The organism is Streptomyces sp. SCL15-4 (assembly GCF_033366695.1).
Taxonomy (GTDB): domain Bacteria; phylum Actinomycetota; class Actinomycetes; order Streptomycetales; family Streptomycetaceae; genus Streptomyces.
This window is the reverse complement of the sequence record NZ_JAOBTQ010000001.1, coordinates 1,390,657-1,414,058: the sequence shown is the minus strand read 5'-3', so window position 1 is coordinate 1,414,058 and position 23,402 is coordinate 1,390,657. Positions and strand designations below refer to the sequence as shown.

The 23,402-nt window shown below is 74.2% G+C and carries 19 protein-coding genes, 1 pseudogene and 1 riboswitch; of the genes and pseudogenes, 14 read left to right on the top strand and 6 right to left on the bottom strand.

Annotated features, from left to right (window positions below; translation table 11 throughout):
- The first annotated feature begins 49 nt into the window (after nt 1–49).
- The 10 genes from SCK26_RS05800 (at nt 50) to SCK26_RS05760 (ending at nt 9,268) form a co-directional block, all read left to right on the top strand.
- The gene (locus SCK26_RS05800) at nt 50–937 is read left to right on the top strand and encodes a glutathione S-transferase C-terminal domain-containing protein (RefSeq protein WP_318200179.1); all 888 of its coding nucleotides are present in this window, start codon (nt 50–52) and stop codon (nt 935–937) included.
- Nucleotides 938–1,014: 77 nt separating this feature from the next.
- A riboswitch (SAM riboswitch) is annotated at nt 1,015–1,125 on the top strand.
- A 31-nt stretch (nt 1,126–1,156) separates the two neighbouring features.
- Entirely contained in the window at nt 1,157–1,306 is a 150-nt protein-coding gene (locus tag SCK26_RS05795; protein WP_318200178.1) for a hypothetical protein, read from the top strand.
- 170 nt (nt 1,307–1,476) lie between these two features.
- Entirely contained in the window at nt 1,477–2,460 is a 984-nt protein-coding gene (locus SCK26_RS05790; RefSeq protein WP_318200177.1) for an amino acid ABC transporter permease, read from the top strand.
- Nucleotides 2,457–3,248 carry an amino acid ABC transporter ATP-binding protein gene (locus SCK26_RS05785; protein WP_318200176.1) on the top strand — a complete coding sequence of 264 codons (792 nt, stop codon included), beginning with the start codon at nt 2,457–2,459 and terminating at the stop codon, nt 3,246–3,248. The genes SCK26_RS05790 and SCK26_RS05785 overlap by 4 nt, the downstream gene beginning before the upstream one ends.
- 50 nt (nt 3,249–3,298) lie before the next feature.
- Nucleotides 3,299–4,318, top strand: a complete 1,020-nt coding sequence (locus SCK26_RS05780; RefSeq protein ID WP_318200175.1) for an ABC transporter substrate-binding protein — start codon at nt 3,299–3,301, stop codon at nt 4,316–4,318.
- A complete protein-coding gene (locus SCK26_RS37920; protein ID WP_412080712.1) occupies nt 4,234–4,539 on the top strand; it encodes a putative leader peptide in 306 nt (101 codons plus the stop codon). Before SCK26_RS05780 ends, SCK26_RS37920 begins: the two co-directional genes overlap by 85 nt.
- 123 nt (nt 4,540–4,662) lie before the next feature.
- Entirely contained in the window at nt 4,663–5,871 is a 1,209-nt protein-coding gene (locus SCK26_RS05775; RefSeq protein WP_318200174.1) for an LLM class flavin-dependent oxidoreductase, read from the top strand.
- A gap of 21 nt (nt 5,872–5,892) precedes the next feature.
- Nucleotides 5,893–7,281, top strand: coding sequence for an NtaA/DmoA family FMN-dependent monooxygenase (locus tag SCK26_RS05770; protein WP_318200173.1), 1,389 nt, complete (start codon nt 5,893–5,895; stop codon nt 7,279–7,281).
- The gene (locus SCK26_RS05765; RefSeq protein ID WP_318200172.1) at nt 7,278–8,375 is read left to right on the top strand and encodes an LLM class flavin-dependent oxidoreductase; all 1,098 of its coding nucleotides are present in this window, start codon (nt 7,278–7,280) and stop codon (nt 8,373–8,375) included. Before SCK26_RS05770 ends, SCK26_RS05765 begins: the two co-directional genes overlap by 4 nt.
- A 68-nt stretch (nt 8,376–8,443) precedes the next feature.
- Nucleotides 8,444–9,268: a TauD/TfdA dioxygenase family protein gene (locus SCK26_RS05760; RefSeq protein WP_318200171.1), complete on the top strand. Its 825-nt coding sequence runs from the start codon at nt 8,444–8,446 to the stop codon at nt 9,266–9,268.
- Between the two features lie 118 nt (nt 9,269–9,386).
- Here the strand turns inward: SCK26_RS05760 and SCK26_RS05755 are convergent, their stop codons facing one another.
- Nucleotides 9,387–10,472 (bottom strand): M12 family metallopeptidase, encoded by a 1,086-nt coding sequence (locus SCK26_RS05755; RefSeq protein ID WP_318200170.1) that lies wholly within the window; start codon nt 10,470–10,472, stop codon nt 9,387–9,389.
- Between the two features lie 94 nt (nt 10,473–10,566).
- Here SCK26_RS05755 and SCK26_RS05750 point away from each other — a divergent pair, with 94 nt between their 5' ends.
- Nucleotides 10,567–12,693, top strand: coding sequence for a helix-turn-helix transcriptional regulator (locus SCK26_RS05750; protein ID WP_318200169.1), 2,127 nt, complete (start codon nt 10,567–10,569; stop codon nt 12,691–12,693).
- 43 nt (nt 12,694–12,736) lie between these two features.
- Here SCK26_RS05750 and SCK26_RS05745 read toward each other — a convergent pair.
- Nucleotides 12,737–15,302 (bottom strand): annotated as a pseudogene (locus SCK26_RS05745) (CHAT domain-containing protein).
- Between the two features lie 124 nt (nt 15,303–15,426).
- Here SCK26_RS05745 and SCK26_RS05740 point away from each other — a divergent pair.
- From SCK26_RS05740 to SCK26_RS05730, 3 genes are read left to right on the top strand one after another with little or no spacing between them, the layout of a single operon-like run.
- Nucleotides 15,427–16,854, top strand: coding sequence for a S8/S53 family peptidase (locus tag SCK26_RS05740; RefSeq protein ID WP_318200168.1), 1,428 nt, complete (start codon nt 15,427–15,429; stop codon nt 16,852–16,854).
- Complete coding sequence (locus tag SCK26_RS05735) at nt 16,851–17,489, top strand: sigma-70 family RNA polymerase sigma factor (protein ID WP_318200167.1); 639 nt, start codon at nt 16,851–16,853, stop codon at nt 17,487–17,489. The genes SCK26_RS05740 and SCK26_RS05735 overlap by 4 nt, the downstream gene beginning before the upstream one ends.
- The gene (locus SCK26_RS05730) at nt 17,486–17,956 is read left to right on the top strand and encodes a hypothetical protein (RefSeq protein WP_412080711.1); all 471 of its coding nucleotides are present in this window, start codon (nt 17,486–17,488) and stop codon (nt 17,954–17,956) included. Before SCK26_RS05735 ends, SCK26_RS05730 begins: the two co-directional genes overlap by 4 nt.
- A 60-nt stretch (nt 17,957–18,016) precedes the next feature.
- Here the strand turns inward: SCK26_RS05730 and SCK26_RS05725 are convergent, their stop codons facing one another.
- From SCK26_RS05725 to SCK26_RS05710, 4 genes are all read right to left on the bottom strand, one after another.
- On the bottom strand, nt 18,017–18,808 hold the full coding sequence (locus tag SCK26_RS05725) for an N-formylglutamate amidohydrolase (RefSeq protein ID WP_412080834.1): 792 nt from the start codon (nt 18,806–18,808) through the stop codon (nt 18,017–18,019).
- Nucleotides 18,809–18,944: 136 nt separating this feature from the next.
- Nucleotides 18,945–21,164 (bottom strand): NADP-dependent isocitrate dehydrogenase, encoded by a 2,220-nt coding sequence (locus SCK26_RS05720; protein ID WP_318200166.1) that lies wholly within the window; start codon nt 21,162–21,164, stop codon nt 18,945–18,947.
- 37 nt (nt 21,165–21,201) lie between these two features.
- Nucleotides 21,202–21,633 (bottom strand): DUF4186 domain-containing protein, encoded by a 432-nt coding sequence (locus tag SCK26_RS05715; protein WP_318200165.1) that lies wholly within the window; start codon nt 21,631–21,633, stop codon nt 21,202–21,204.
- 649 nt (nt 21,634–22,282) lie between these two features.
- The gene (locus SCK26_RS05710) at nt 22,283–23,374 is read right to left on the bottom strand and encodes a mechanosensitive ion channel family protein (protein WP_318200164.1); all 1,092 of its coding nucleotides are present in this window, start codon (nt 23,372–23,374) and stop codon (nt 22,283–22,285) included.
- Between the last annotated feature and the right edge of the window lie 28 nt (nt 23,375–23,402).

The following is a 23,402-nucleotide window of genomic DNA, read 5'->3' as shown; positions in this document are numbered from 1 at the left end:
GTCCGCGCCGGAAAGCGCCCGTCCGCACGCCCACCACCCGGGGAGACGCATGTCCATCACTCCGCTCGCCGCCGCGCCGCACGCCCGCCGCACCGCCCCCGTCTTCCGGGGCCGGATCGGCCGGGACGCGCGCAGCGGCCACTACGCCGTGCCGCACCGCTACCGGCTCCATCTGTCGACCGCCTGCCCCGACGGGCTGCGCCTCGCCGTCGGTCACACCCTCCTCGGCCTGGACACCAGCTGTCCGGTCACCTTCCTGCCCGCCGTCCCGGACTGTCCCGGCGGCGGCCACGCGGCGCTGCGCCCGCTGTACGAGGCCAGCGCCCACCACTACACCGGCCCGGCGCTCGCCCCGGTCCTCAGCGACGACTGGTCCGGACGCATCGTCAGCACCCACGCCCCCGACATCCTGCGCGACCTGGACCGGTTCCGCCCGGACGGCCACGCCCGTCTGTACCCGGCGGGCCTGGAGTCCGTGATCGAGGCGGTCGAGCGGATGTGCGCCGAGGGCATCGAGGAGGCCGCGCAGCGCGCCGGCCGGGCGGGCGCCACGCCGCGCGAGCGGGCCGCCGCGCTCGACACCCTGCTGGACACCCTGGACCGGCTGGAACGCCGGCTGAGCGGGGAGGAGTACCTGGCCGACGGCCGGCTCACCGCCGCCGACGTCGAGCTGTGGGTGGCCCTGGTGCAGCTCGACACCGTCCACCGCTGCCATCTCGACGCCTCCGCCGTGCACCGGGTGGCCGGGCACCACGCGCTGTGGGCCTACGCCCGCCGGCTGGCCGCCCACCCCGCGTTCGGCCGCCACCTGGACCTCGACGGCATCGCCCGCCGCCACCACGGCCGCTGCCAGGGCCTGGAGGCCGCCGGAGCCGCCGTCCAGATCCTGGACTGGGCGAGCCACGCCGGGCACACTCCGGGCGCCCGCCGCAGGTGAGAGCGGTCCGCCGGGGTCCACTGGGCGGACGGGCGTTGACATTCGAACGGGCAACTGCCTTACTTACGGCTCAGAACGGTCATGAGCGTCAGCGCCAAGCCCTGGCTCGCTGACCGGCAACCCTCGCACCGCGGTGGGGTGCCCCAGGTGACGACCGGACCGGACGACGCATTCGGTAAGCGCGAGGCCCGCCGGGCCGCGACAGTGACAGGTGACGACATGTACGCAGCTTCCAGGACGGCCCCGAGCCGCCCCCAGGGCCGCGTACCGTCGTTCGCCGGCCTCCTGGTCGCCGACCGCGCCGTCGATCTGCTCCGGGTGAACAGCGCACTGTGTACCGCGCCGGGCATCGCCCGCCGCCAGGGCTGACCTCTCCTCATCGCCCTCGCGTTCCCGCCGCGCACCCCGCTCGCCCGGTGTGCCGTAGTCCGCCCACCCCCGGTTCGCGCCGGCCCGTGCGCCGCCTAGTGCCCCAGAGCCGTCGCGGCCCGCGTCCGCCCGGCCGCGGCCCGGGGTGTCCGACCTCGCCGGAGCCCCTCATGAGTGAATCCCCAGGCGCCGCCGTCTCCCTCGCCGAGGCGCCCGTCTCAGCTGACATACCGCCAGAAAAGCTTTCAGCACAGCGAGTTCAGCCGCTGCGCCGGCCCGGGCGGTGGATCGTCACCGCCGTCGTCCTCGTGCTCGTCGCGCAGATCCTGCACGGACTGGCCACCAACCCCTTCTACCAGTGGGACCGCTTCCGCTACTGGTTCCTGCGTCCCGCCGTCGTCGACGGACTCCTCGTCACTCTCGAAGTCGCCGCGCTCAGCGCCGTCCTCGGCCTCCTCGGCGGCGTCCTGCTCGCGCTCGGCCGGCTCTCCGGAAGCCCGGTGCTGCGCGCGGTCAGCTGGACCTACACCTGGCTGTTCCGGTCGGTCCCGCTGATCGTGGTGCTGATCTTCCTGTACAACTTCAGTGCCCTGTACAAGACCCTGAGCCTCGGGGTGCCGTTCGGCCCGGCCTTCGTCACCTTCGACGAGTCGCGGCTGGCCACCGACATGACCATCGCCGTCGTCGGCCTCACCCTCAACGAGGCGGCGTACGCGGCCGAGGTGGTCCGCGGCGGCATCCTCTCCGTCGACCAGGGCCAGCACGAGGCCGCCGCCGCGCTCGGCCTGCCCCGGGGCTACCGGTTCCGCAGGATCGTCTTCCCGCAGGCCCTGAGGTCCATCACGCCGAACTACGTCAACCAGCTGATCGGCCTGATCAAGAGCACGTCCCTGGTGTTCTACGTGTCCCTGCTCGACCTGTTCGGCGCGGTGCAGTCGATGGGCAACACCTACCCCGGCGACGTGGTGCCGCTGCTGATGGTCGCCACCGTCTGGTACCTGCTCCTCACCAGCGCCGTCTCCGTCGTCCAGTTCTACGTCGAGCGGCACTACGCCCGCGGCGCCACCCGCACCCTGCCGCCGACACCGCTCCAGCGGGCCCGCGCCCACCTCGCGGACCTGCGGACCCGGCTGCGCAAGGAGGCCGCCGTATGACCACCGTCCAGACCCCGGAGAAGGCGGCGCCCGTCGCGCTCGAAGTGCACGGCGTGCACAAGTGGTACGGCACCCACCGGGTGCTCGACGGCATCGACCTGACCGTCCGCCCCGGCGAGGTCACAGCGATCATCGGCCCCTCCGGCTCCGGCAAATCCACCCTGCTCCGGGTGATCAACCACCTGGAGAAGCCCGACATCGGCCACGTCAGCGTCGGCGGCGAACTGATCGGCGTCAAGCGGCACGGCAAGGGGCTGAGGGAACTCGGCGAGCGCGCCCTGCTCGTCCAGCGCGGCCGGATCGGCTTCGTCTTCCAGAACTTCAACCTCTTCCCGCACCTGACCGTCCTCGACAACGTCGCCGCCGCCCCCGTCGCCACCGGCCGGCTGGCCAGGCCGGCGGCCCGGGACCTCGCCCGCGAACTGCTCGGCCGCGTCGGTCTCGGTGACAAGTGCGACGCCTACCCACGGCAGTTGTCCGGCGGCCAGCAGCAGCGTGTGGCCATCGCCCGCGCCCTCGCCCTGCGTCCCGGGATCATCCTCTTCGACGAGCCGACCTCCGCGCTCGACCCCGAACTCGTCGGCGAGGTCCTGGCCGTCATCAAGGACCTGGCCACCAGCGGCACCACCCTCGTGATCGTCACCCACGAGATCGGCTTCGCCCGCGAGGTCGCCGACCGCGTCGTCTTCCTCGACGCCGGCCGGATCGTCGAACAGGGCCCGCCCGGCGAGGTCCTGGACCACCCCCGGCACGAACGCACCCGCGACTTCCTCGGCAAGGTCCTGTGACCCGCCGCCCGCCCCACGACCCCTCGACACCCCGAACGACAAGGACAGCCATGCCCAGCCAGTTCTCCCGACCCGGCCTCGTACGCGGCCTCACCGCGGTGACCGCGACCCTCACCCTCGCCGGCTCCCTCGCCGCCTGCGGGGGAGACAGCGACGCCGCCACCACCAGCGGCCCGGCCGGCACGGTGACCGTGGGACAGCTGTCCAACGGAGCCGCCGAACCGACCGAGCTGAAGGTCTCCGAGGTGAAGTCCATCAGCGCCGAACTGCCCGCCTCCGTCCGCAAGAGCGGCAAGCTCGTCATCGGCGTCGGAGCCCTGCCCTCCGGTTCCGCGCCGCTGAACTTCGTGGGCAGCGACCAGAAGACCCTCACCGGCTCCGAACCCGACCTCGGCCGGCTGGTGGCCGCGGTGCTCGGCCTGAAGCCCGAACTGCGCAACTCCACCTGGGAGAACCTCTTCGTCGGCCTGGACAGCGGCAGGAACGACGTCGCCTTCTCCAACGTCACCGTCACCGAGGAACGCAAGAAGAAGTACGAGTTCGCCTCCTACCGCAAGGACGACCTGGCCTTCGAGGTGCCGAAGAAGAGCACCTGGAACTTCGACGGCGACTACGAGAACCTCGCCGGCAAGACGGTCACCGTGGGCGCCGGCACCAACCAGGAGAAGATCCTGCTGGAGTGGAAGGCCAAGCTGGCCAAGGAGGGCAAGAAGCTCACCGTCAAGTACTTCCCGGACCAGAACGCCATCAGCCTGGCGCTGCGCAGCGGCAAGGTCGACGCCTACCTCGGGCCCAACCCCGCCGTCGCCTACCGCACCCGGCAGACCGCGCACACCCCGGACCCGACCCGCAACGCCGGCACCTTCTCCGGCGCCGGCGAGACGGTCCAGGGCCTGATCGCCGCCACCGCCAAGAAGGACAGCGGGCTCGCCAAGCCGCTCGCCGACGCCCTCAATCACCTGATCGAGAACGGCCAGTACGAGAAGTGGCTCGCCGCCTACAACCTCTCCAACGAAGCCGTGCCCAAGGCCGAGATCAACCCGCCCGGCCTGCCGCTGGACAACTCCTGACCCCGCCGGGGAACAACCCGCGGCGGACGGGCGTTGACCGTCTTGACGAGATCCACCCGGCGGACGCCGATCCGGCCCGCCGTGTCCGACGGAGGGAGGCGACGGCCGTGACCCGAGTGCCCGACCAGGCCCGCCCGCCGCGCCCGTACCGCTCCGTCCGGCTGCACTCCCGGCCGCACATAGACCTCCAGCGCGTGTCCGCCGCGCTCTGTCGCCGCTGATCCCTGCCCGGCCCCCGGCCCGGCCGCACCTCCCGCGCGCCCGCCCGGCCCCCGCCGCGCACCCCGGCCCGCGCCCGGCCGCGCGCCGCTCACCCACGTACGGACATCAAGGAAGGCACCGACGTGTCGCCGACTGCCCCCGCACACCTGCATCTCGCCGTCGCCCTGGACGGCACCGGCTGGCATCCCGCGTCCTGGCGCGAGCCGGTCGCCCGCCCCCGGGACCTGTTCACCGCCGGCTACTGGGCCGACCAGATCACCGAGGCCGAACGCGGTCTGCTCGACTTCGTCACCCTGGAGGACGGCCTCGGCCCGCAGTCCTCCCGGCGCCGGGAGGCCGACGAGCGCACCGACCAGGTCCGCGGCCGGCTCGACGCGGTCCTCATCGCCTCCCGCGTCGCCCCGCTCACCCGCCACATCGGCCTGGTCCCGACCGTGGTGGCCACCCACACCGAGCCGTTCCACATCTCCAAGGCCATCGCCACCCTCGACTACGTCAGCACCGGCCGCGCGGGCCTGCGCGTCAAGATCAGCGCCCGCCCCGACGAGGCCGCCCACTTCGGCCGGCGCACCATCGCCCGGATCGACTCCCGCGACGGCGCGGACACGCCGGCACCGATCGCCGAACTGTTCGACGAGGCCGCCGACCACGTGGAGGTCGTGCGCCGGCTCTGGGACAGCTGGGAGGACGACGCGGAGATCCGGGACGCGGCGACCGGCCGCTTCATCGACCGCGACAAGCTGCACTACATCGACTTCGAGGGCCGCTTCTTCAACGTCAAGGGCCCCTCCATCACCCCCCGTCCGCCGCAGGGCCAGCCCCTCGTCACCGCCCTCGCCCACCAGACCGTCCCGTACCGGCTGGTGGCCCGCCAGGCCGACGTCGGCTACGTCACGCCGCGCGACGCGGACCAGGCCCGTGCCATCGTCGCCGAGATCCGCGCCGAGCAGCAGGCGGCCGGCCGCGCCGGACAGCCCCTGCACGTCTTCGGGGACCTCGTCGTCCTCCTCGACGACAGCCAGGAGGCGGCCCGGGCCCGGCTGGACCGGCTCGACACGCTCGCCGGCGAGCCGTACACCAGCGACACCCTCGTCTTCGCCGGTACCGCCGCCGGACTCGCCGACCTGCTGGAGGAACTGGCGGCCGGCGGACTGACCGGCTTCCGGCTGCGGCCCGCCGTCACCGGCCACGACCTGCCCCGGATCACCCGGGACCTGGTGCCCGAACTCCAGCGCCGCCACCGCTTCCGCACGGCCTACGAGGCGACGACCCTGCGCGGCCTCCTCGGTCTCGCCCGCCCCGCCAACCGCTACTCCACAGCCGCCGCCTGAGCCGGGAGGACCCGCCCCACCATGAGCAAGCCGCTGAAGCAGATCCACCTGGCCGCCCACTTCCCGGGCGTCAACAACACCACCGTCTGGAGCGATCCGGCCGCCGGCAGCCACATCGAGTTCAGCTCCTTCGCGCACTTCGCCCGGACCGCCGAACGCGCCAAGTTCGACTTCCTGTTCCTCGCCGAGGGCCTCAGGCTGCGCGAACAGGGCGGCAAGATATACGACCTGGACGTGGTCGGCCGCCCCGACACCTTCACCGTGCTCGCCGCGCTGGCCGCCGTCACCGACCGGCTCGGCCTGACCGGCACCATCAACTCCACGTTCAACGAGCCGTACGAGGTGGCCCGCCAGTTCGCCAGCCTCGACCACCTCTCCGGCGGCCGGTCCGCGTGGAACGTCGTCACCTCCTGGGACGCCTTCACCGGCGAGAACTTCCGGCGCGGCGGCTTCCTGCCGCAGGAGGAGCGCTACTCCCGCGCCAAGGAGTTCCTCGCCACCGCGCACGAGCTGTTCGACTCCTGGCGCGGCGACGAGATCCTCGCCGACCAGGCCACCGGCACCTTCCTGCGGGACGCCCGGGCCGGCGCGTTCCGGCACCAAGGGCAGCACTTCGACATCCAGGGCCGCTTCAACGTCCCGCGCTCCCCGCAGGGCCGCCCCGTCATCTTCCAGGCCGGCGACTCCGACGAGGGCCGCGAGTTCGCCGCCGCCGACGCCGACGCGATCTTCAGCCGGTACGCCACGCTGAAGGAGGGCCAGGCGTTCTACACGGACGTCAAGTCCCGCCTCGCCAAGTACGGCCGCCGCCCGGAGGACCTGCTCATCCTGCCGGCCGCGACCTTCGTCCTCGGCGACACCGACGAGGAGGCCGCCGAACTCGCCCGCGAGGTCCGCCGGCAGCAGGTCAGCGGCGCGACCGCGATCAAGCACCTGGAATTCGTGTGGAACCGGGACCTGTCGGCGTACGACCCGGAGGGCCCGCTGCCCGACGTCGACCCGGTGGTCGCCGAGGAGCACATCTCCCGGGGCCGCGCCCAGGTGCGGATGTACCGCGACCCGATCGCCATCGCCCGCGAATGGCGGCAGCTCGCCGAGGCCAACAAGTGGTCCATCCGCGACCTCGTCATCAACACCGGCAACCGGCAGACCTTCATCGGCTCGCCCGCCACCGTCGCGCGGACCATCAACGAGTTCGTCCAGGCCGACGCCTCCGACGGCTTCATCCTCGTCCCGCACATCACCCCCGGCGGGCTCGACCCGTTCGCCGACAAGGTCGTCCCGCTGCTCCAGGAACAGGGCGTCTTCCGCGCCGACTACGAGGGCACCACCCTGCGCGACCACCTGGGCCTCGCCCACCCCGACGCCGCCCGCCGCACCGGCGCCCCGGCCGAGCGGGCCGCGTCGTGAGGTTCCTCGCCGTCACACTGATCGTGCACCGGCCGGACCCCGCCACCGGCGTGCTCAAACCGACGCACGAGCGGTTCCGCGAGGTGCTGGAGGACGCGATCGTCGCGGAGGAGCTGGGCTTCGACGGGTTCGCCGTGGGAGAGCGGCACGAACGGCCGTTCCTCTCCTCCGCGCCGACGGTGGTGCTCGGCCACGTCGCCGCGCTCACCCGCCGCATCCGGCTGTTCACCGCCGTCACCACCCTCAGCCTGCTCGACCCGGTCCGCGCGTACGAGGACTACGCGACCCTGGACCACCTCTGCGACGGCCGGCTGGACCTGATCATCGGCAAGGGCAACGGCTCCGCGCAGCGCGAGCTGTTCCAGGTCACCCCCGAGGACCAGTGGGCCCGCAACGCCGAGAGCTACGAGGTGTTCCGGCGGCTGTGGCGCGAGGACAAGGTGAGCGCCGACACCCGGTTCCGGCCGCCGCTGAAGGACGCCGAGGTGTGGCCGCGGCCGTACCAGCGGCCGGTGCGGGTCTGGCACGGCAGCGCCACCAGCAAGGAGTCCGTGGACCTCGCCGCGCGCTACGGCGACCCGCTGTTCTCGGCGAACGTCACCCACCCCATCGAGCCGTACGCGGAACTGATCCGGTACTACCGCGAACGCTGGGAGCACTACGGCCACGACCCGGCGGACATCGCGGTGGGCGCGGGCACGGCCGGGCTGTACGTCGCGCGCACCTCGCAGGAGGCGCTGGCCGCGTACCGCCCGGTCTTCGAGGCCACCCTCGCCTACCAGCGGGCGGCGGGCCTGCCCGTGGTCTTCGAGACCCTGGAGGACTTCGCGGCCCGCAGCTCGGCCCTGATCGGCAGCCCGGAGCAGGTCGTCGACAAGGTGCACCGCTACCACGAGGAGTTCGGGCACACCGTGCTGCACGTGGCCGCGGACGCGGGCGGGCTCCCGCCCGACCGGCACCGCGACTCGCTGGAACTGTTCCAGTCCGAGGTCGCCCCGGTCCTGCGCCGCACCATCCCGGACCCCCCGTTCCCCTGGGCCCCCGCCGTCCCCGGCCCCGCGTCCGCACCGGCCCCCGTGCCGGCCGGCCGCTGAGCCACCGCACGCCCGCACGCCCGAGTTCGTGTCAGCGCACACCTGAGCTTCGTACCGAGGAGATGGGCATGACCACCGTCACCGATCACGACACCAACCTCGTCATCCACCGGGCCGGCCCGCGCATCGGCGCGGAGGTGACCGGCGTCGACCTGACCCGCCCCGTCGACGAGACCACCGCCGGCGCACTGCGCCGGGCCTTCCGCGACCACAAGGTGCTGGTCTTCCGCGACCAGCACCTGACACCGGACCAGCACGTGGAGGCGGTACGGCTGTTCGCCGAGCCGTTCGACCACCCCACCGCCACCCGCCACCCGGACCACCCGCTGGTCTACCCCTACAACGTGCGGCACACCGGCAAGGCCAGCACCTGGCACATCGGCGGCCTGTGGCGCACGCCCGCCTTCGCCATCGAGTCGCTGACCTACGACGAGGTGCCCGACCTCGGCGGCCACACCCTGTGGGCCGATCTGCAGGCCGCCTACGACGACCTGTCCGAGCCCTTCAAGACCCTGCTGGCCGGCGTCGGCGCGGTCTATGACGGCAACCCCGAGAACTACGCGCAGGGCAGCCGGAAGACGCCCCTCGGCGAGACCACCACCGAGCACCCCGTCGTCCTCGAACACCCCCTCACCGGACGCAAGGGGCTCTTCCTCAGCTCCTCCGCGCTCGGGCTCACCGGCGTCACCGACCAGGAGGGCCGCACCCTGCTCGACCACCTCCTGCGGCACGCCGCCTCACCGGACTACACGATCCGCTTCGGCTGGCGGCCCGGCGACTTCGTCCTCTGGGACAACCAGGCCACCTGGCACTACGCCGTCGACGACTACGGCGACGGCGCCCGCGTCTACCGCAAGGTCATCGGCGTGGAGCCGCTGCGCCCCGCCGCCTGAGCGGGTACGGCGCGCGAACGGCGGCACCGGCGCGGGCGCGGACGTCACCACCCCCGTGGGTGACGTCCGCGCCCGCTGCCCCGGTGCCGGACCGTGGCGCCGGGCCGTCCGTGTGCCGTCACCAGCACATGACCGCCGTCTCCCCCGGCCCCCACGTGGAGTACAGGCGGACCCGGACGGTGTAGCGGCGGCCCTTCACGAGCCGCACCCGGACGGCGGCGTTGTCCGGCGTGCCGCCGTCGTCGTGCCCCGCGAGGAAGCGCGGCTCGCCGTCCCGCTCCTCGAAGACCACCAGCACGGTGTCGGCCTCGCCGAAGGTGCCCACGGTGTACGCGCGGGTCTGCGGCGGCTCGACGGTGAAGTCCGCCTGCCCGCCCGGCCCGAGGCCGAGCGGCGCCGACCGGAACGGCACCAGCGCGGCCGGCCCCGCCGGACCGGCGGGCGGATACCAGCGCAGCGCGAACTCCTTGTCGGCCGGGGACGGGCTGCCGGGCGGCCGCAGTCCGCCGCGGTACTGCTCCGGCTCCAGCACCAGCCCCGGCCCGAGCGGCAGCGTCATGACCGACCGCGGGTCCCACACCGGGGCCTGCGCCGCGCCGGCGTCCAGCCGGCCCAGCACATTGGTGTACGTCGTCTCCCGGCTCCAGAAGTTCGGCGGGCCGGCCAGCTCCGCGTACACCGCCTCGTCGTCCCAGTGCAGCCCCGCGTACGGGCTCTGGTGCTCGTGCACCATGCCGAGGGCGTGCCCGACCTGGTGCAGCACCGTGCCGCGCTCCCCGGGTGCGGTCACGTCCCAGCCGAGGTTCATGGTGCGCTCGCCCCGGCCCGCCGAAAGCGCGTCCCGGCCCACCGCCGACCAGGAACCGGCACCGGCCTGGAACCCGATCCGCAGCTCCGCCTCGTGCCGGTCGGCGACCTCGGCGAAGGTGACGCCGATGCCGAGGTCCTGCCACTCGCGGAAGCAGCCGCGGACCACCTCCCGCTGCTCCGCGCCGCCCGCCCACGGCACCCGGCGAGGCTCGCCGGTGCCGGGGACCGGGATGATTGAGGCGTCGGTGCGGGCGTCCAGGAAGCAGTAGTGCAGCACCGTGCCGTCGACCCACATCCGCCGCCCGGCGAGCAGCGCGCCGAGCCGCTCGGCGGTCAGTCCCGGGGCGAACGCCGGGACCGGCTGCCGCGGAAGCGAGCAGAGGCGTCGGGTCATGCCAGCAGGATGCCGCCCGGCCCGGCGGCACGCCTGAGTCGGGGGCTACTCAAGTCGCCCTGTATCAGAACCGAGTACCCGTGCTCAGCATGGTGTGAGCACTGACGAACTGCATCCGAAGACCCCGGAGCCGACCTGGCCGTTCACCGGCCGGGCGGAGGAACTGGAGCTGGTGCGCGGCGCGTCGGCCGGCCGGCGGCCCGGCATCGTGGTGACCGGCCCGGCGGGCCACGGCAAGACCCGGCTGATCACGGAGGCGGTCCGGGGCCTGGACCACGCCCGGGTGACCGGGACGCCCGAGGCCCGGGACCTGCCCCTCGCGGCGTTCGCGCACCTGCTCCCCGACACCCTCTCGCCGCACCGCGCACTGCGTGCGCTGTCCGGCGTACGGGTCCTCGTCGTGGACGACGCCCAGCTGCTGGACGAGACCTCCGCCGCCCTGGTCCACCAGCTGGCCGTGCACGGCCGCACCCGGCTGATCGTGGCCGCGGCGGACGGCGTGCGCGCACCCGGCGCGGTGTCCCGGCTGTGGACCGGTGAACTGCTGCCCCGGCTGGCCCTCGGCCCGCTGCCGGGCGAGGACACCGCCCGGCTGCTCGCCGGCACCGCCCTGGAACCGCTCACCGTGCGCCGCCTGCACCGGACGTGCCGGGGCGACCTGCGCCTCCTGCGCGACCTGGTCACCGCACTCATCGCCCCCGGCCACCCGGCACCGGCATCCGCCGAACCCGACTGGCGGACGGCATGCCTCGGAGCGGAGCCGTGCGGACCGGACTCGCCGGCGCCCGGCGCGGCAGCGGCGTGCGCCGGAATGGACCGGCGGACGGCGGACTTGGGGGCCGCGCGCACCGGAACCGACCGGATGACGGCCGGCTTGGGGGTCATGCGGGACGGAAGCGGTCGGGTGCTGCCCGGCTTGGGGACCGTGTGCGCCGGGAGCGACCGGGTGAGGGCCGGCTCGGGAGTGGGGCCGGCCCGGTCGGTGTCGCCGACGGCCGGCCTGGGTGCCACGCGTGCCGGAACCGGTCGGCCCTCGCCTGGCCTGCGGACCGCTCTCGCCGCATGCGGTCGGCCGGCGCCCGACCTGGGGACGGCGGTCACCGCGCCCGGACGGCCGGTGCGCGTCGCCGGTACCGGCGAGTGGGCCTGGCGGGGGCCGTTGCCGGTCACGGCGGCGGTCCGTGAGCGGGTCGCCGCCCACCTGGAGCGGTCCGGCCCCGGTGAACGCGACATCCTGGACCGCCTCGCCTTCGCCGAACCCCTGCCGCTGCCGGCGGACGACCTGGACCCGGACGCCCTCGAACGCCTGGAGGCCGACGGTCTGGTCGACGTCGGCGCACAGGGCGCGGTCACCCTCGACCACCCCCTGCACGGCGCCGTGCTGCGGGCCTCGGCCGGCCGGCTGCGGGCCCGGCGGCTGGGCCGGGCGGCCCCCGCGTACGGCCCGGCGCTGGACGCCGAACGGCGGGCGCTGGTACGGCGGATGGAGCGGCTGGACGTCCGGCCGGTGCCCACGCCGGTGGGGGAGTGGCTGGTGGCGCACGGCGGGCCGCTGCCCGCCCGGTACGCCGAGGTCCGCGCCCGGTTCGCGCGCCTGCGCGGCGAGCTGCGCGAGGCGGCGGCCTGGGCCCGGGAGGGGCTGCGGGCGGCCCCGTCGGACGACGGCTGCCGCAGGGAACTCCGGCTGGCCGAGGGCGGACCGGACGGGACGGGCGACCCGGACGACGTCCACGCCCGCTACGACGCCGTACGCCTCGGGGAACCCGGGCGGGCGGCCGGCCGGCTCCCGGCCCTCAGCGTCTTCGCCCGGCACGCCGACGCCCTCGCGCGCGGGGACGGGCCCGCGCTGGACCGGGCCGCCGAGGCGCTGGCGGAGCGTGGCTTCACGCTGTACGCGGCGGAGGCCCACGCCCAGGCCGCCCGGGCGCACCGCGACCCGGGCGCCGCCCGGCGGGCCCGGACCCGGGCCCTCATCCTGGCCCGCCGCTGCCAGGGCGCGAACACACCCGCGCTGGCCGGACTCGTCCTCGGCGAACTCACCGCCCGTCAGAGGCAGATCGTCACGCTGGCCGCGGCCGGGCTGAGCAACCGGGAGATCGCCGAGAAGCTGACGCTGTCCGTACGGACGGTGGGCAACCACCTGTACGGCGCCTACACACGGCTCGGCACCGGCGACCGGACCGCGCTGCCCTGGCTGGTGGACACGCGCGAGACCGCCTAGGGACCGCCCGCGCCCCGGACACCCGCCGTCCGGGCCGCCGTCCTCATGCCGCGCCGAACGCCGCGAACGCCCACCCCGTCGCCTGGTGCACCGCGTCGCCCGGCAGCGCGGCGCGGGCGTCCCGCAGCGCCTCGGCCAGGGACAGACCCGCGCCGAGGCCCTTGTGCAGGGCCAGCATCAGCGGCACCACCGCCGCGTCGTTGACCGGCGCGCTGCTCGCCACCACGCCGGCCGTGCCCAGCGGCAGCAACGCCGTGACCACGCCGAGCAGTTCGTCCGCGCCGACCGAGGCGAGGCGGGCGGTCTCGCAGCTGGAGAGGATGATCCGGTACGGGCTGCGGGCCAGCCGTTCGAAGTCGTGCACGATCAGCGGTCCGTCCGCCATCCGCAGCGCGGAGAACAGGGGGCTGTCGGCGCGGAACGTGCCGTGCGCGGCGAGATGCGCCAGATGCGCGCCGTCCAGCTCCGCGAGCACCCGGGGCACCCGCGCCTCGTCGTCCTCCAGGACCGTCGCCGTACCGTACCGGTCCGCCAGCTCGGGGACCTCCGCACCGCCGGTCGCCAGGCCCGGGCCCCGCACCAGCACCGGCCGGCCCTCCGGCGGCGGCTGCGTCTCCCGGGCGCGCAGCCAGCTGCCCGCCGACGGCGACACGCCGAGCACCCGCTCGCGCAGCGCGGGCAGCAGCGCCCACGGCACCTGGTGCAGCGCGCCCGGCGGCACGATCACCACCGGGCCGGACCCGAGATGCGGCACCGCGCCGGCCAGCAGCAGGTCCTGGAGCCGCCGGCCGGCCTCCTCCACCAGCGGCAGCCGTGCCTCGGCCCCCGGATGCGCCAGCCGCCGCAACGCGGCCTGCACATGCCCGGCCTCGGCCACCGCCCGGGCCAGCGACCCGCCCGTGAAGCGCCGTACCCTGCCCTGCCCGCAGAGCAGGACGTGCACCCGGCCGTCGACCACGACCAGCTTCACCAGCCGCTCGTCGCCGAGCCGGTCCAGCAGCCGGTCCACGTCGAAGCGGTACCCGGCGCCCGCCGCGGCCCCGCACATGTGCCGGGTGCGGGAGCGGATCTCCCGCTCCAGGCGCCGCTGTTCGCGCTCCAGCGCCGGCACCGGGCGGCCGTCCATCCGGGCGGCCTCCGCCCGGGCCGCGATCTCCCGGTAGGCCGTCAGCCCGCTCAGCAGCGCCGGATCGTCCGGCGGCCGGGTCGGCGGCGCGGACAGCACGGTCGCCCGCCACCGCTCGCTCCACGCGAGCAGCCGCCGCGGGCCGCCCTGGGCCAGGCTCACCTCCTGGGCCAGCGCGGCCAGTTCGGCGCCCTGCGCGGTCGCGTGGGCGCGCAGCTCCGAGGCGCCCAGCGTCATCCGGTGGTCGTCCAGCACGTCCAGGCCGCGCCGGCACGCCTCCAGCACGCCCCGCCGGGACCCGCCCGCCCGCGCCCGCAGCGCCTGTGCCGCCCAGCCGGTCACCCGGGCCGGCGGCGGCCCCGCCGTACCGGCTGCGCGCGGCCACCGCCAGGTGCCGCTCCGCGTCCGCCGTCCAGCCCAGCGCCAGCGCGATCCGGCCGGCCAGCAGCGAGGCCTCCGGCGCGGCGGGCGAGCCGAAGGCGGCCAGTTTCTCGGCGACCGCCGCCGCGTCCGCGACCATCCGGCCCGACCGGCGCCCGGCCGCCACCCGCGCCTCGATCAGAACCAGCCGCGCGTGCGTCTCCCACCACGTCCGGCGCTGCGCCGCGAACAGCCGTACGGCGACGGCGGCACGGGCTATCGCGGTGTGCGCGTCGCCCGCCGAACGGGCCGCCCAGGAGGCGGCGAGCAGCAGTTCGGCCTTGCGGGTGGACTGCCCGCCGATCCGGTCCAGTTCCGCGATCGCCGCGTCCGCCTCGGCCAGCGCCTCCGGGGCGAGACCCGCCGCCCGCAGCACCTCGCAGCGCCGGATGGACAGGTTGTAGGTGGGGGTGCCCAGCTTGGCGTAGCGCTCCTCGGCCTCGTCCAGCAGCCGCAGCGCCGCCGGGATGTCCCCGGACCGGAAGGCGGCCAGGCCCCGGCTCTCCACCGCGTCCGCCTTGTCGTGCTCCTGGCCGGTGGTGTCCCACAGCCGCTCCGCCGCCGTGAAGTCCGCGACCGCCCGGTCCACCGCGCCGAGCGCCAGATGCACGGTGGCCCGCAGGGTCAGCGCCCGCGCCGTCCAGATGTCGTCGGCGGCCTGGCGCAGCACCGGCAGCGCCCGCCGCACGTCCTCCAGCGCCTCCCGGTGCCGGCCCAGCACCCACCAGACGTAGGCGCGCCGGTACAGCACCCGGGCCCGGGTGTGCCCGCCGCCCCGGGCCACCCCCCGCTCGAACGCGGCGAGGCCCTGCCGTGTGCGCCCCGCGTGCACCAATGCGACCCCGAGGGTCGCCAGCACATCGGCCTCCCGGTCGGCCGACTCCGCGCGCGCCGCCAGGTCCCGGGCCCGCCGCAGGTGCCGCAGCGCGATCCGGAGATCGCCGAAGTCCCGCTGCCAGATGCCGAGCACCTGGTGGGCCACGCTGGCGTGCAGCGGCGACGGACCGGCGCGCAGCACGTGTTCCGCCCGTGCCCGGGCCTCGCCCGGGTCGGCGAACACCATGGGCAGCAGTTCGAGAACCGACTCGCATCCCGCCGTCACGTCTCGCATGGTAGTGGCCTGCTGTATCAGACGGCGGTCCCGCGACTCTCACAGTCGTAGCACCGTCCACGGGGGAGGATGCCAGGTGGCACCACAGCGTTTCCACGAGCAGTTCCAGCACATCCAGCGCGCCATGCCGGACGTCCCGCTGACCATGGGGCCGGACGAGTCGGCGGGACTCCTCTACGAAAAGGGCGTCGTCCTCGTCCGGGACGGCGAGGAGGCCCCGTTCGTCGAGGACGCCGTGCGCGCCCACTTCACCGAGACCCGGGGACTCGTCCCCGACCACGTACGCCGCGAGGGCCCGGGGACCGGCCGCACCGGCGTCACCCGTATCCGGGTCGGCCACCCGGCGGAGGGCGAGGACACCGTGCCGCACGCCCTGCGCGCCGTACGGCAGGCCGAGGACCGGCGGGGCCGCCGGCTGGCGGGCCGCAATCACGTCGTGCACATCGCGGTCAACGCCTGCCCCGGCGACGAACCGGTGCCCGTCCCGCGCGGCGAACCCGCCAACCCGGCCGCCGCCGCGGGACGTCACGACCCGGCCACCGCGGTCGGTGTCCTGGTGGTCGACACCGGCCTGGTGCACGACCACCACCGCAGTCCGCTGCTCGCCCACACCACGGGCGACGCCCAGCGGGCCGAGACCGACGCCGCCGGCGTGCTGCGCCAGTACGTCGGCCACGGCACGTTCATCGCCGGGATCCTCGCGGCCGTCGCGCCCAACACCGACATCACCGTGCGCGGCACGCTCGACGACGCCGGTGCCGTGCTGGAGTCGGAGTTCGGCGCGCGCCTCTTCGAGGCGGTCGACCGGGACGGCTGGCCGGACATCATCAGCCTGTCCGCCGGCACGCCCGGCAAGGACCCCGACGGCCTGATCGGACTGGACGCGTTCATGCGGGAACTGCGCGAGCAGCGCACGTTGCTGGTGGCCGCCGCGGGCAACAACGGCAGCGCCACCCCGTTCTGGCCCGCCGCCTACGCCGGCCTGCCCGAGTACGCCGGCAGCGTGCTGTCGGTCGGCGCCCTGCGCGCGGACGGCGAGGGCGGGGCCTGCTTCACCAACCACGGCCCCTGGGTACGGGTGAACGCCCCCGGCGAGCGCCTCACCAGCGCCCTCACCGGCTTCACCGTCCCGGTGCCGTACGTCTACCAGCACTCCAGCTACGACGCCTGCCGGTTCGGCTCCGACGCGTATCCGTGCACCTGCCAGTACCCGAGCCACACGGGCGTGCTGAGCGAGGGCCTGCGGAGCACGGGCGGCAAACCGGACCAGGTGATGTTCGAGGGGATGGCGCGGTGGAGCGGCACCTCGTTCGCCACCCCGGTGGTCGCGGGGCTGGTCGCCGCCCGGATGACGCGATACGGGGAACGCGATCCGCGGGCGGCCGGGGCCGCGCTGCTGGCGGCCGCCACGGACCGGGCCGAGGTGCGCGGGGCGTACGTCCCGGCGCTCTTTCCGCCCACCTGGCGTCCCGTGCCGGCCCCGCTCCCGGCGCTGCCGGTATGAGGGCCGGGACCCTCTGCTCCGCGGCGTACGATGACGTGCCGTACACAAGGGGTGGAGCCGTGGACCGAACAGAGGTCGGCGCGTTGGTCCAGTCCGCCGTCGACGGGGACGCCGCGGCCTGGAAGTCGCTGGTGGAAGGGTTGAGCCCGCTGGTGTGGTCGGTGGTACGGGCCTACCGGCTCTCGGACGCCGACGGGCACGAGGTCTTCCAGACCGTCTGGTTCCGCTTCGCCCAGCACCTCGGCCGCATCCGCGAACCCGACAAGGCCGGTGCGTGGCTGGCCAGTACGGCCCGGCACGAGTGCCTGAAGGTGCTCAAGGGCCTGTCGCGGCTGACCCTGACCGACGATCCGCGGGTGCTGGACCGGGCCAGCGAGGAGCGCACGCCGGAGGAGTCGCTGATCGACTCGGAGGAGGCGGCGGACCGGGCCGAGCGGGTCCGCCGGCTGTGGCAGGAGCTGGACGGACTGGGCGAGCGCTGCCGGCAGTTGCTGCGGGTGCTGATGGCCTCGCCGCCGCCGAGCTACGGGGAGATCTCGGCCGCGCTCGGCATCGCGGTCGGCAGCATCGGTCCGCTGCGCCAGCGCTGTCTGCGCCGGCTGCGGGCCCGGATGGACGCGCGAGGTGCGCTGTGAACGGCGACGAGGAGATGCCCGGGGAGCCGGACGAACTGGCCGACGAACTGCTGGCGGAGGAGCTGCGGCAGGCCGCCGCCGTGTGGGACCCGGTCCCGCCCGAGCTGGTCCAGTCGGCCCTGGACGCGTTCGCGCTGCACGACCTGGACGCCCGGCTCGCCGAGCTGGCCTTCGACTCGCTCGTGGACGCGCTGCCGGTGCGGGGCGCGCTGGACCCGCCGCGCATGCTCACCTTCCGCGCGGGCGAGCTGACCGTGGACGTGGAGGTCACCGGGGACGAGCTGATCGGCCAGCTGCTGCCGCCGCAGTCCGCGCGGATCGAACTCCTCGGCGGCCCCGGCCACGTCCGTCCGCTCACCACCGATTCCCTCGGCCGCTTCACCGGCGACCGTCCGTCCACCGGCCCGTTCGCCCTCCGCCTGCGCACCGGCGCGGAGGTGATCGTGACCCAATGGCTACGGGCGTGACAGAGCCACCGTGGTCGTGAGGGCCCTGTGGTGCCGGGCCGGTGGGTACCGGTCCGGTGGTCAGGCGCTGTTGACGAGCCTCGCCAGGGAAGCGGCCAGGCGGTTCAGGCCGGGGCCTGCCGGGCCGCCCGGTTCCGTCATGTAGGTGTCGCGGCGGATCTCCACCATCAGGGCGGTGACCCGGGCGTCGGTGCCGTAGAACTCCAGCGGTACGTACGTCCCGGCGAACGGGCTGTCCAGTCCGGTGTCGCCGCAGTCGGCGAACGCCCCGCGGGCGGCCTCGGCCAGCGCCGGCGGAGTGTGGAAGGAGTCCGTGCCGAGGCACACCGGCGGACGCGGCCCGGCGCCGTGCAGTTCGTAGGGGAGCGGCTCGGTGGGGTACGAGTGCACGTCGATGATCACGGCGCGCCCGGTCGCGGCCAGCCGGCCGGCCACCGCCTCGGTCATGGCCCGGGCGTACGGCCGGAAGTACCGGGCGAGCAGCGGCTCCGGGTCGGTGTCCGCGGGCCGCAGCCCGGCCCGGTGCGTGGTCCGCGTGTACACGGCGCCCATGCCGACGGCCGCCATCTCCTCCCGCTCGTCCGGGAACCGCTCCGGGTCCACCACCAGCCGCGACAGCCGGTTGACGAACCGCCAGGGCCGCACCCCGGCGAGCGCGGCGGCCCGCTCGGCCAGCTCGGCGGTGTGCGCGTCCGTGATGTGGTCCAGCTCGCGCTCCAGCCCGCCGTCGTCCAGCACGATCCCGGCGCGCACGTCGTCGGGTATCGCCCGCGCGGAGTGCGGCACGTGCAGCAGCACGGGCGAGTCCGGGTCACCGGGCAGGAGGTCGAAGGAGGTCACGGGCTGCTCCAGGGCGTGGTCGGTGGCATCGTCCGTGATCAAGGTGCCACACCCCACTGACAACGGCCCGCGCACCGAACCACCGCGCCCCGGCCGGGCGGTGCCGGCCGGGGCGCGGTGGTTCAGGGCGTCGCGGGTGTCGCGGGCGTCAGCTCAGGGACGCCAGGACCTCGTTCCAGGTGGCCGACGGGCGCATGACGGCGTCCGCCTTGGCCTTGTCGACCTGGTAGTAGCCGCCGATGTCGGCCGACTCGCCCTGGACGGCGTTCAGCTCGTCCACGATCTTCCGCTCGTTCGCGGCCAGCGTCTCGGCGAGCGGCGCGAACGCCTTCGCGAGGTCCGCGTCGTCGGTCTGCTTCGCCAGCTCCTGCGCCCAGTACAGGGACAGGTAGAAGTGGCTGCCGCGGTTGTCGATGCCGCCCACGCGCCGGGTCGGGGACTTGTCCTCCTCGAGGAAGGTCGCCGTGGCGCGGTCCAGGGTGTCGGCGAGGACCTTGGCGCGGGTGTTGCCGGTGGCCTCCGCGTACTGCTCGAAGGACGGCACCAGGGCGAAGAACTCGCCGAGGGAGTCCCAGCGCAGGTAGTTCTCCTTGACCAGCTGCTGGACGTGCTTCGGCGCGGAACCGCCGGCGCCGGTCTCGAACAGGCCGCCGCCCGCCATCAGCGGGACGACCGACAGCATCTTGGCGCTGGTGCCCAGCTCCAGGATGGGGAAGAGGTCGGTCAGGTAGTCACGCAGGACGTTGCCGGTGACGGAGATGGTGTTCTCCCCGCGGCGGATGCGCTCCACCGACAGCTTGGTGGCCTCGACGGGGGACAGGACGCGGATGTCCAGGCCCTCGGTGTCGTGCTCCGGCAGGTACTGCTCGACCTTGGCGATCAGGTTGGCGTCGTGGGCGCGGGTCTCGTCCAGCCAGAACACCGCCGGGTCGCCGGTGGCGCGGGCGCGGGTGACGGCCAGCTTGACCCAGTCGCGGATCGGGGCGTCCTTGGTCTGGCAGGCGCGGAAGATGTCGCCCTGCGCGACCGGCTGCTCGATCAGGACGTTGCCGGCCTGGTCGACCAGGCGGACGGTGCCGGCGGCCGGGATCTCGAAGGTCTTGTCGTGGGAGCCGTACTCCTCGGCCTTCTGCGCCATCAGGCCGACGTTCGGCACCGAGCCCATGGTGGACGGGTCGTAGGCGCCGTTGGCCCGGCAGTCGTCGATGACGGCCTGGTAGACACCGGCGTAGGAGGAGTCCGGGATGACGGCGAGCGCGTCGTGCTCCTGGCCGTCGGCGCCCCACATGTGGCCCGAGGTGCGGATCATCGCCGGCATGGAGGCGTCGATGATGACGTCGGAGGGCACGTGCAGGTTGGTGATGCCCTTGTCGGAGTCGACCATGGCCAGGGCCGGGCCCTCGGCGATCTCGGCGTCGAAGGAGGCCTTGATCTCGGCGCCCTCGGGCAGGCTCTCCAGGCCCTTGAGGATGCCGCCGAGGCCGTCGTTCGGGGTGAGGCCGGCCGCCTTGAGGGTCTCGCCGTACTTCGCGAACGTCTTCGGGAAGAACGTGCGCACCACGTGGCCGAAGATGATCGGGTCGGAGACCTTCATCATCGTGGCCTTCAGGTGCACGGAGAACAGGACGCCGTCCTCCTTGGCGCGGGCGACCTGCGCGGCGAGGAACGCGTTCAGCTCGGCGACGCGCATGACGGAGGCGTCGACGACCTCGCCCTGGAGGACCGGTACGGAGTCCTTCAGGACGGTGGTGGTGCCGTCCTCGGCGGCCAGCTCGATGCGCAGGGTGCCGGCCTCGGAGATCACCACGGACTTCTCGGTGGAGCGGAAGTCGTTCTCGCCCATGGTCGCCACGTTGGTCTTGGACTCGGCGGTCCAGGCGCCCATGCGGTGCGGGTGGGTCTTGGCGTAGTTCTTCACCGAGGCCGGCGCGCGGCGGTCGGAGTTGCCCTCACGCAGCACCGGGTTGACGGCGGAGCCCTTGACCTTGTCGTAGCGGGCGCGGATCTCGCGCTCCTCGTCGGTCTTCGGGTCGTCCGGGTAGTCCGGCAGCGCGTAGCCCTTGCCCTGGAGCTCGGCGACGGCGGCCTTCAGCTGCGGGATGGACGCCGAGATGTTCGGCAGCTTGATGATGTTGGCCGCCGGGGTCTTGGCCAGCTCGCCCAGCTCGGTCAGCGCGTCCGGGATGCGCTGGTCCTCGTTCAGGTACTCCGGGAAGACGGCGATGATGCGCCCGGCCAGCGAGATGTCGCGGGTCTCCACGGGCACACCGGCCTGCGAGGCGTACGCCTGGATCACCGGCAGGAACGAATGCGTCGCCAGGGCCGGGGCCTCGTCTGTGTAGGTGTAGATGATGGTCGAGTCAGTCACCGGGTGCTCCGCTCCACGTCTGCAACATTGCTCGACATCAAGATATCTCGTGATCGGCGTCCGCTCGACAGGGGTCCGGCCCGGAAATTCCGCCGTCCGCCGTCTCGCGCGCGATCCAGCGGCAGATCACCTCTACTACGTACACATGTTCGACGCGAGTCAGCTCGCGTCCCTTGGGGATGCCGTGCCAGCGCTCCAGACAGCTCCGGCAGCAGGTGGCGGTCGCGTGCTGGGCCACGAACACCGGATGGCCGCGGTACGGCGTCTGCCGGCCGTCCTTGCGCGGCCGGGCCGGCGCCAGCCGCTCGGCGACCAGGTCGTAGGCGTGCCACCGCAGGGTCGCCGGCCCCTTCAGCCCGGCGGTCGCCAGCTCCCGCCCGCGCAGACGGAACCGCGCCCGGAACGGCTGCCGCGCGAGCGCGTCCAGCCGCCGGTCGAGCGCGCGGGGGTCATCAGCGACAAAGTCCACGCCTACCGAGCGTACGACCTCTACGCTCCTCTGCGTCGGGCTGTGGCCCACGGCCCGGCCCGGCTCGGCCTCCGCGTCGACTTGTGGCCCAGGGCCCGGCTCGGCCTCCGCCCCGATCGGCGGTCCTCCACTCCGCCTTGCGGCTCTCCAGACGGGCTGCGGCCTTCTGCCCGGCCTGTGGCCTCCGCCCGGCTTGTCGCGGTCCTCCACCCGGGCCGGCGTTCGTCCACCCGCCTTGTGGCTCTCCAGATGGACTGCGGCCTTCCACCCGGGCCGGCGGTCCTCCGCCCGGCCTGTGGCCTTCCGCTTGGCGCCCTGTGGCCTCCCGTCGGCCTTCCGTCCGGCCTGTTGCGACCCCCTGTGGCCTTTCGCCGGGCCCGTTGGCGGTCTTCCAGCGCGGGCCCCTGCGGCCCTCCGTCCGTCCCTGCGGCCTTACCGTGGCCCGTTGCCGGGCCTCCGACCGGCCCTCTCGACCGGCCTGCGGCCTTCCGCCGCGACCTCCGGCGTTCCTCCGCCACCCCCCCCACGGGCCTCCCACCCCCATGGCCCCCCGGCCCCCCGCCTCCCGACCCATGGCGCCCCCCATCGCCGCAGGCCCGATCGGCCGGGCGGGGCTGTCGGGCGCCGTTGGTTCCGCTCGGTCGTCGGGTTACTCGGTCGCCGGGGTTCCCGAGACCGCGTCCTCGCCGTTGCGCTGCTGCGGGATGATCGCCGCGCCCTGCTGGAGCGCCACCGTGCGGGTGGGGGCCGGGATGCGGATGCCCTCGGCGCGGTAGCGGCGGTGCAGGCGCTTGATGAACTCGTGCTTGATCCGGTACTGGTCGCTGAACTCGCCCACGCCGAGGATCACCGTGAAGCCGATCCGGGAGTCGCCGAAGGTGTGGAAGCGGATGGCGGGCTCGTGGTCGGGGACGGCGCCCGTGACGTCCCGCATCACCTCGGTGACCACCTCCGCCGTCACCCGCTCCACGTGCTCCAGGTCGGAGTCGTAGCCCACCCCGACCTGCACCAGCACGGTCAGCTCCTGCTCGGGCCGGGTGTAGTTGGTCATGTTGGCCTTGGCGAGCTGGCCGTTGGGGATGACCACCAGGTTGTTGGAGAGCTGGCGGACCGTCGTCTGGCGCCAGTTGATGTCGACGACATAGCCCTCCTCGCCGCTGCTCAGCCGGATGTAGTCGCCCGGCTGGACGGTCTTGGAGGCGAGGATGTGGATGCCCGCGAAGAGGTTGGCGAGCGTGTCCTGCAGGGCCAGCGCGACGGCCAGACCGCCCACGCCCAAGGCGGTGAGCAGCGGCGCTATGGAGATGCCGAGGGTCTGCAGCACCACCAGGAAGCCGATGGCCAGCACCAGCACCCGGGTGATGTTGACGAAGATGGTCGCCGAGCCCGCCACTCCCGAGCGGGACTGGGTGACCGAGCGGACCAGGCCGGCGATGACCCGGGCCGCGGAGAAGGTCACCACGGCGATCACCCAGACCTGGAGCACCTGGTCGATGTGGTGCTGGACGGCTCCGGTGAGCGGCAGCACCGCCGCGGCCGCCGCCGCGCCGCCCGCGATGGCCGCCCACGGGACGACCGAGCGCAGCGCGTCCACGATCACGTCGTCCCCGCTCCAGCGGGTCCGCTTGGCGTGCTTCGCCAGCCAGCGCAGCAGGGTGCGTGACATGAAGGCGAGTGTCAGGCCCGCCGCCAGGGCGATTCCGGCGAGGACGAGGTCGTCCAGGGTCAGCGTGCGGTTCACCGGTCACCTCCGGGGCGCCGGGCGGCTG

Bases quoted from the DNA above. Each gene is read 5' to 3' on its own strand.
- SCK26_RS05800 (WP_318200179.1), top strand. From the start codon at position 50: ATGTCCATCACTCCGCTCGCCGCCGCGCCGCACGCCCGCCGCACCGCC.
- SCK26_RS05795 (WP_318200178.1), top strand. From the start codon at position 1,157: ATGTACGCAGCTTCCAGGACGGCCCCGAGCCGCCCCCAGGGCCGCGTA.
- SCK26_RS05790 (WP_318200177.1), top strand. From the start codon at position 1,477: ATGAGTGAATCCCCAGGCGCCGCCGTCTCCCTCGCCGAGGCGCCCGTC.
- SCK26_RS05785 (WP_318200176.1), top strand. From the start codon at position 2,457: ATGACCACCGTCCAGACCCCGGAGAAGGCGGCGCCCGTCGCGCTCGAA.
- SCK26_RS05780 (WP_318200175.1), top strand. From the start codon at position 3,299: ATGCCCAGCCAGTTCTCCCGACCCGGCCTCGTACGCGGCCTCACCGCG.
- SCK26_RS05770 (WP_318200173.1), top strand. From the start codon at position 5,893: ATGAGCAAGCCGCTGAAGCAGATCCACCTGGCCGCCCACTTCCCGGGC.
- SCK26_RS05760 (WP_318200171.1), top strand. From the start codon at position 8,444: ATGACCACCGTCACCGATCACGACACCAACCTCGTCATCCACCGGGCC.
- SCK26_RS05755 (WP_318200170.1), bottom strand. From the start codon at position 10,472: ATGACCCGACGCCTCTGCTCGCTTCCGCGGCAGCCGGTCCCGGCGTTC.
- SCK26_RS05735 (WP_318200167.1), top strand. From the start codon at position 16,851: ATGAGGGCCGGGACCCTCTGCTCCGCGGCGTACGATGACGTGCCGTAC.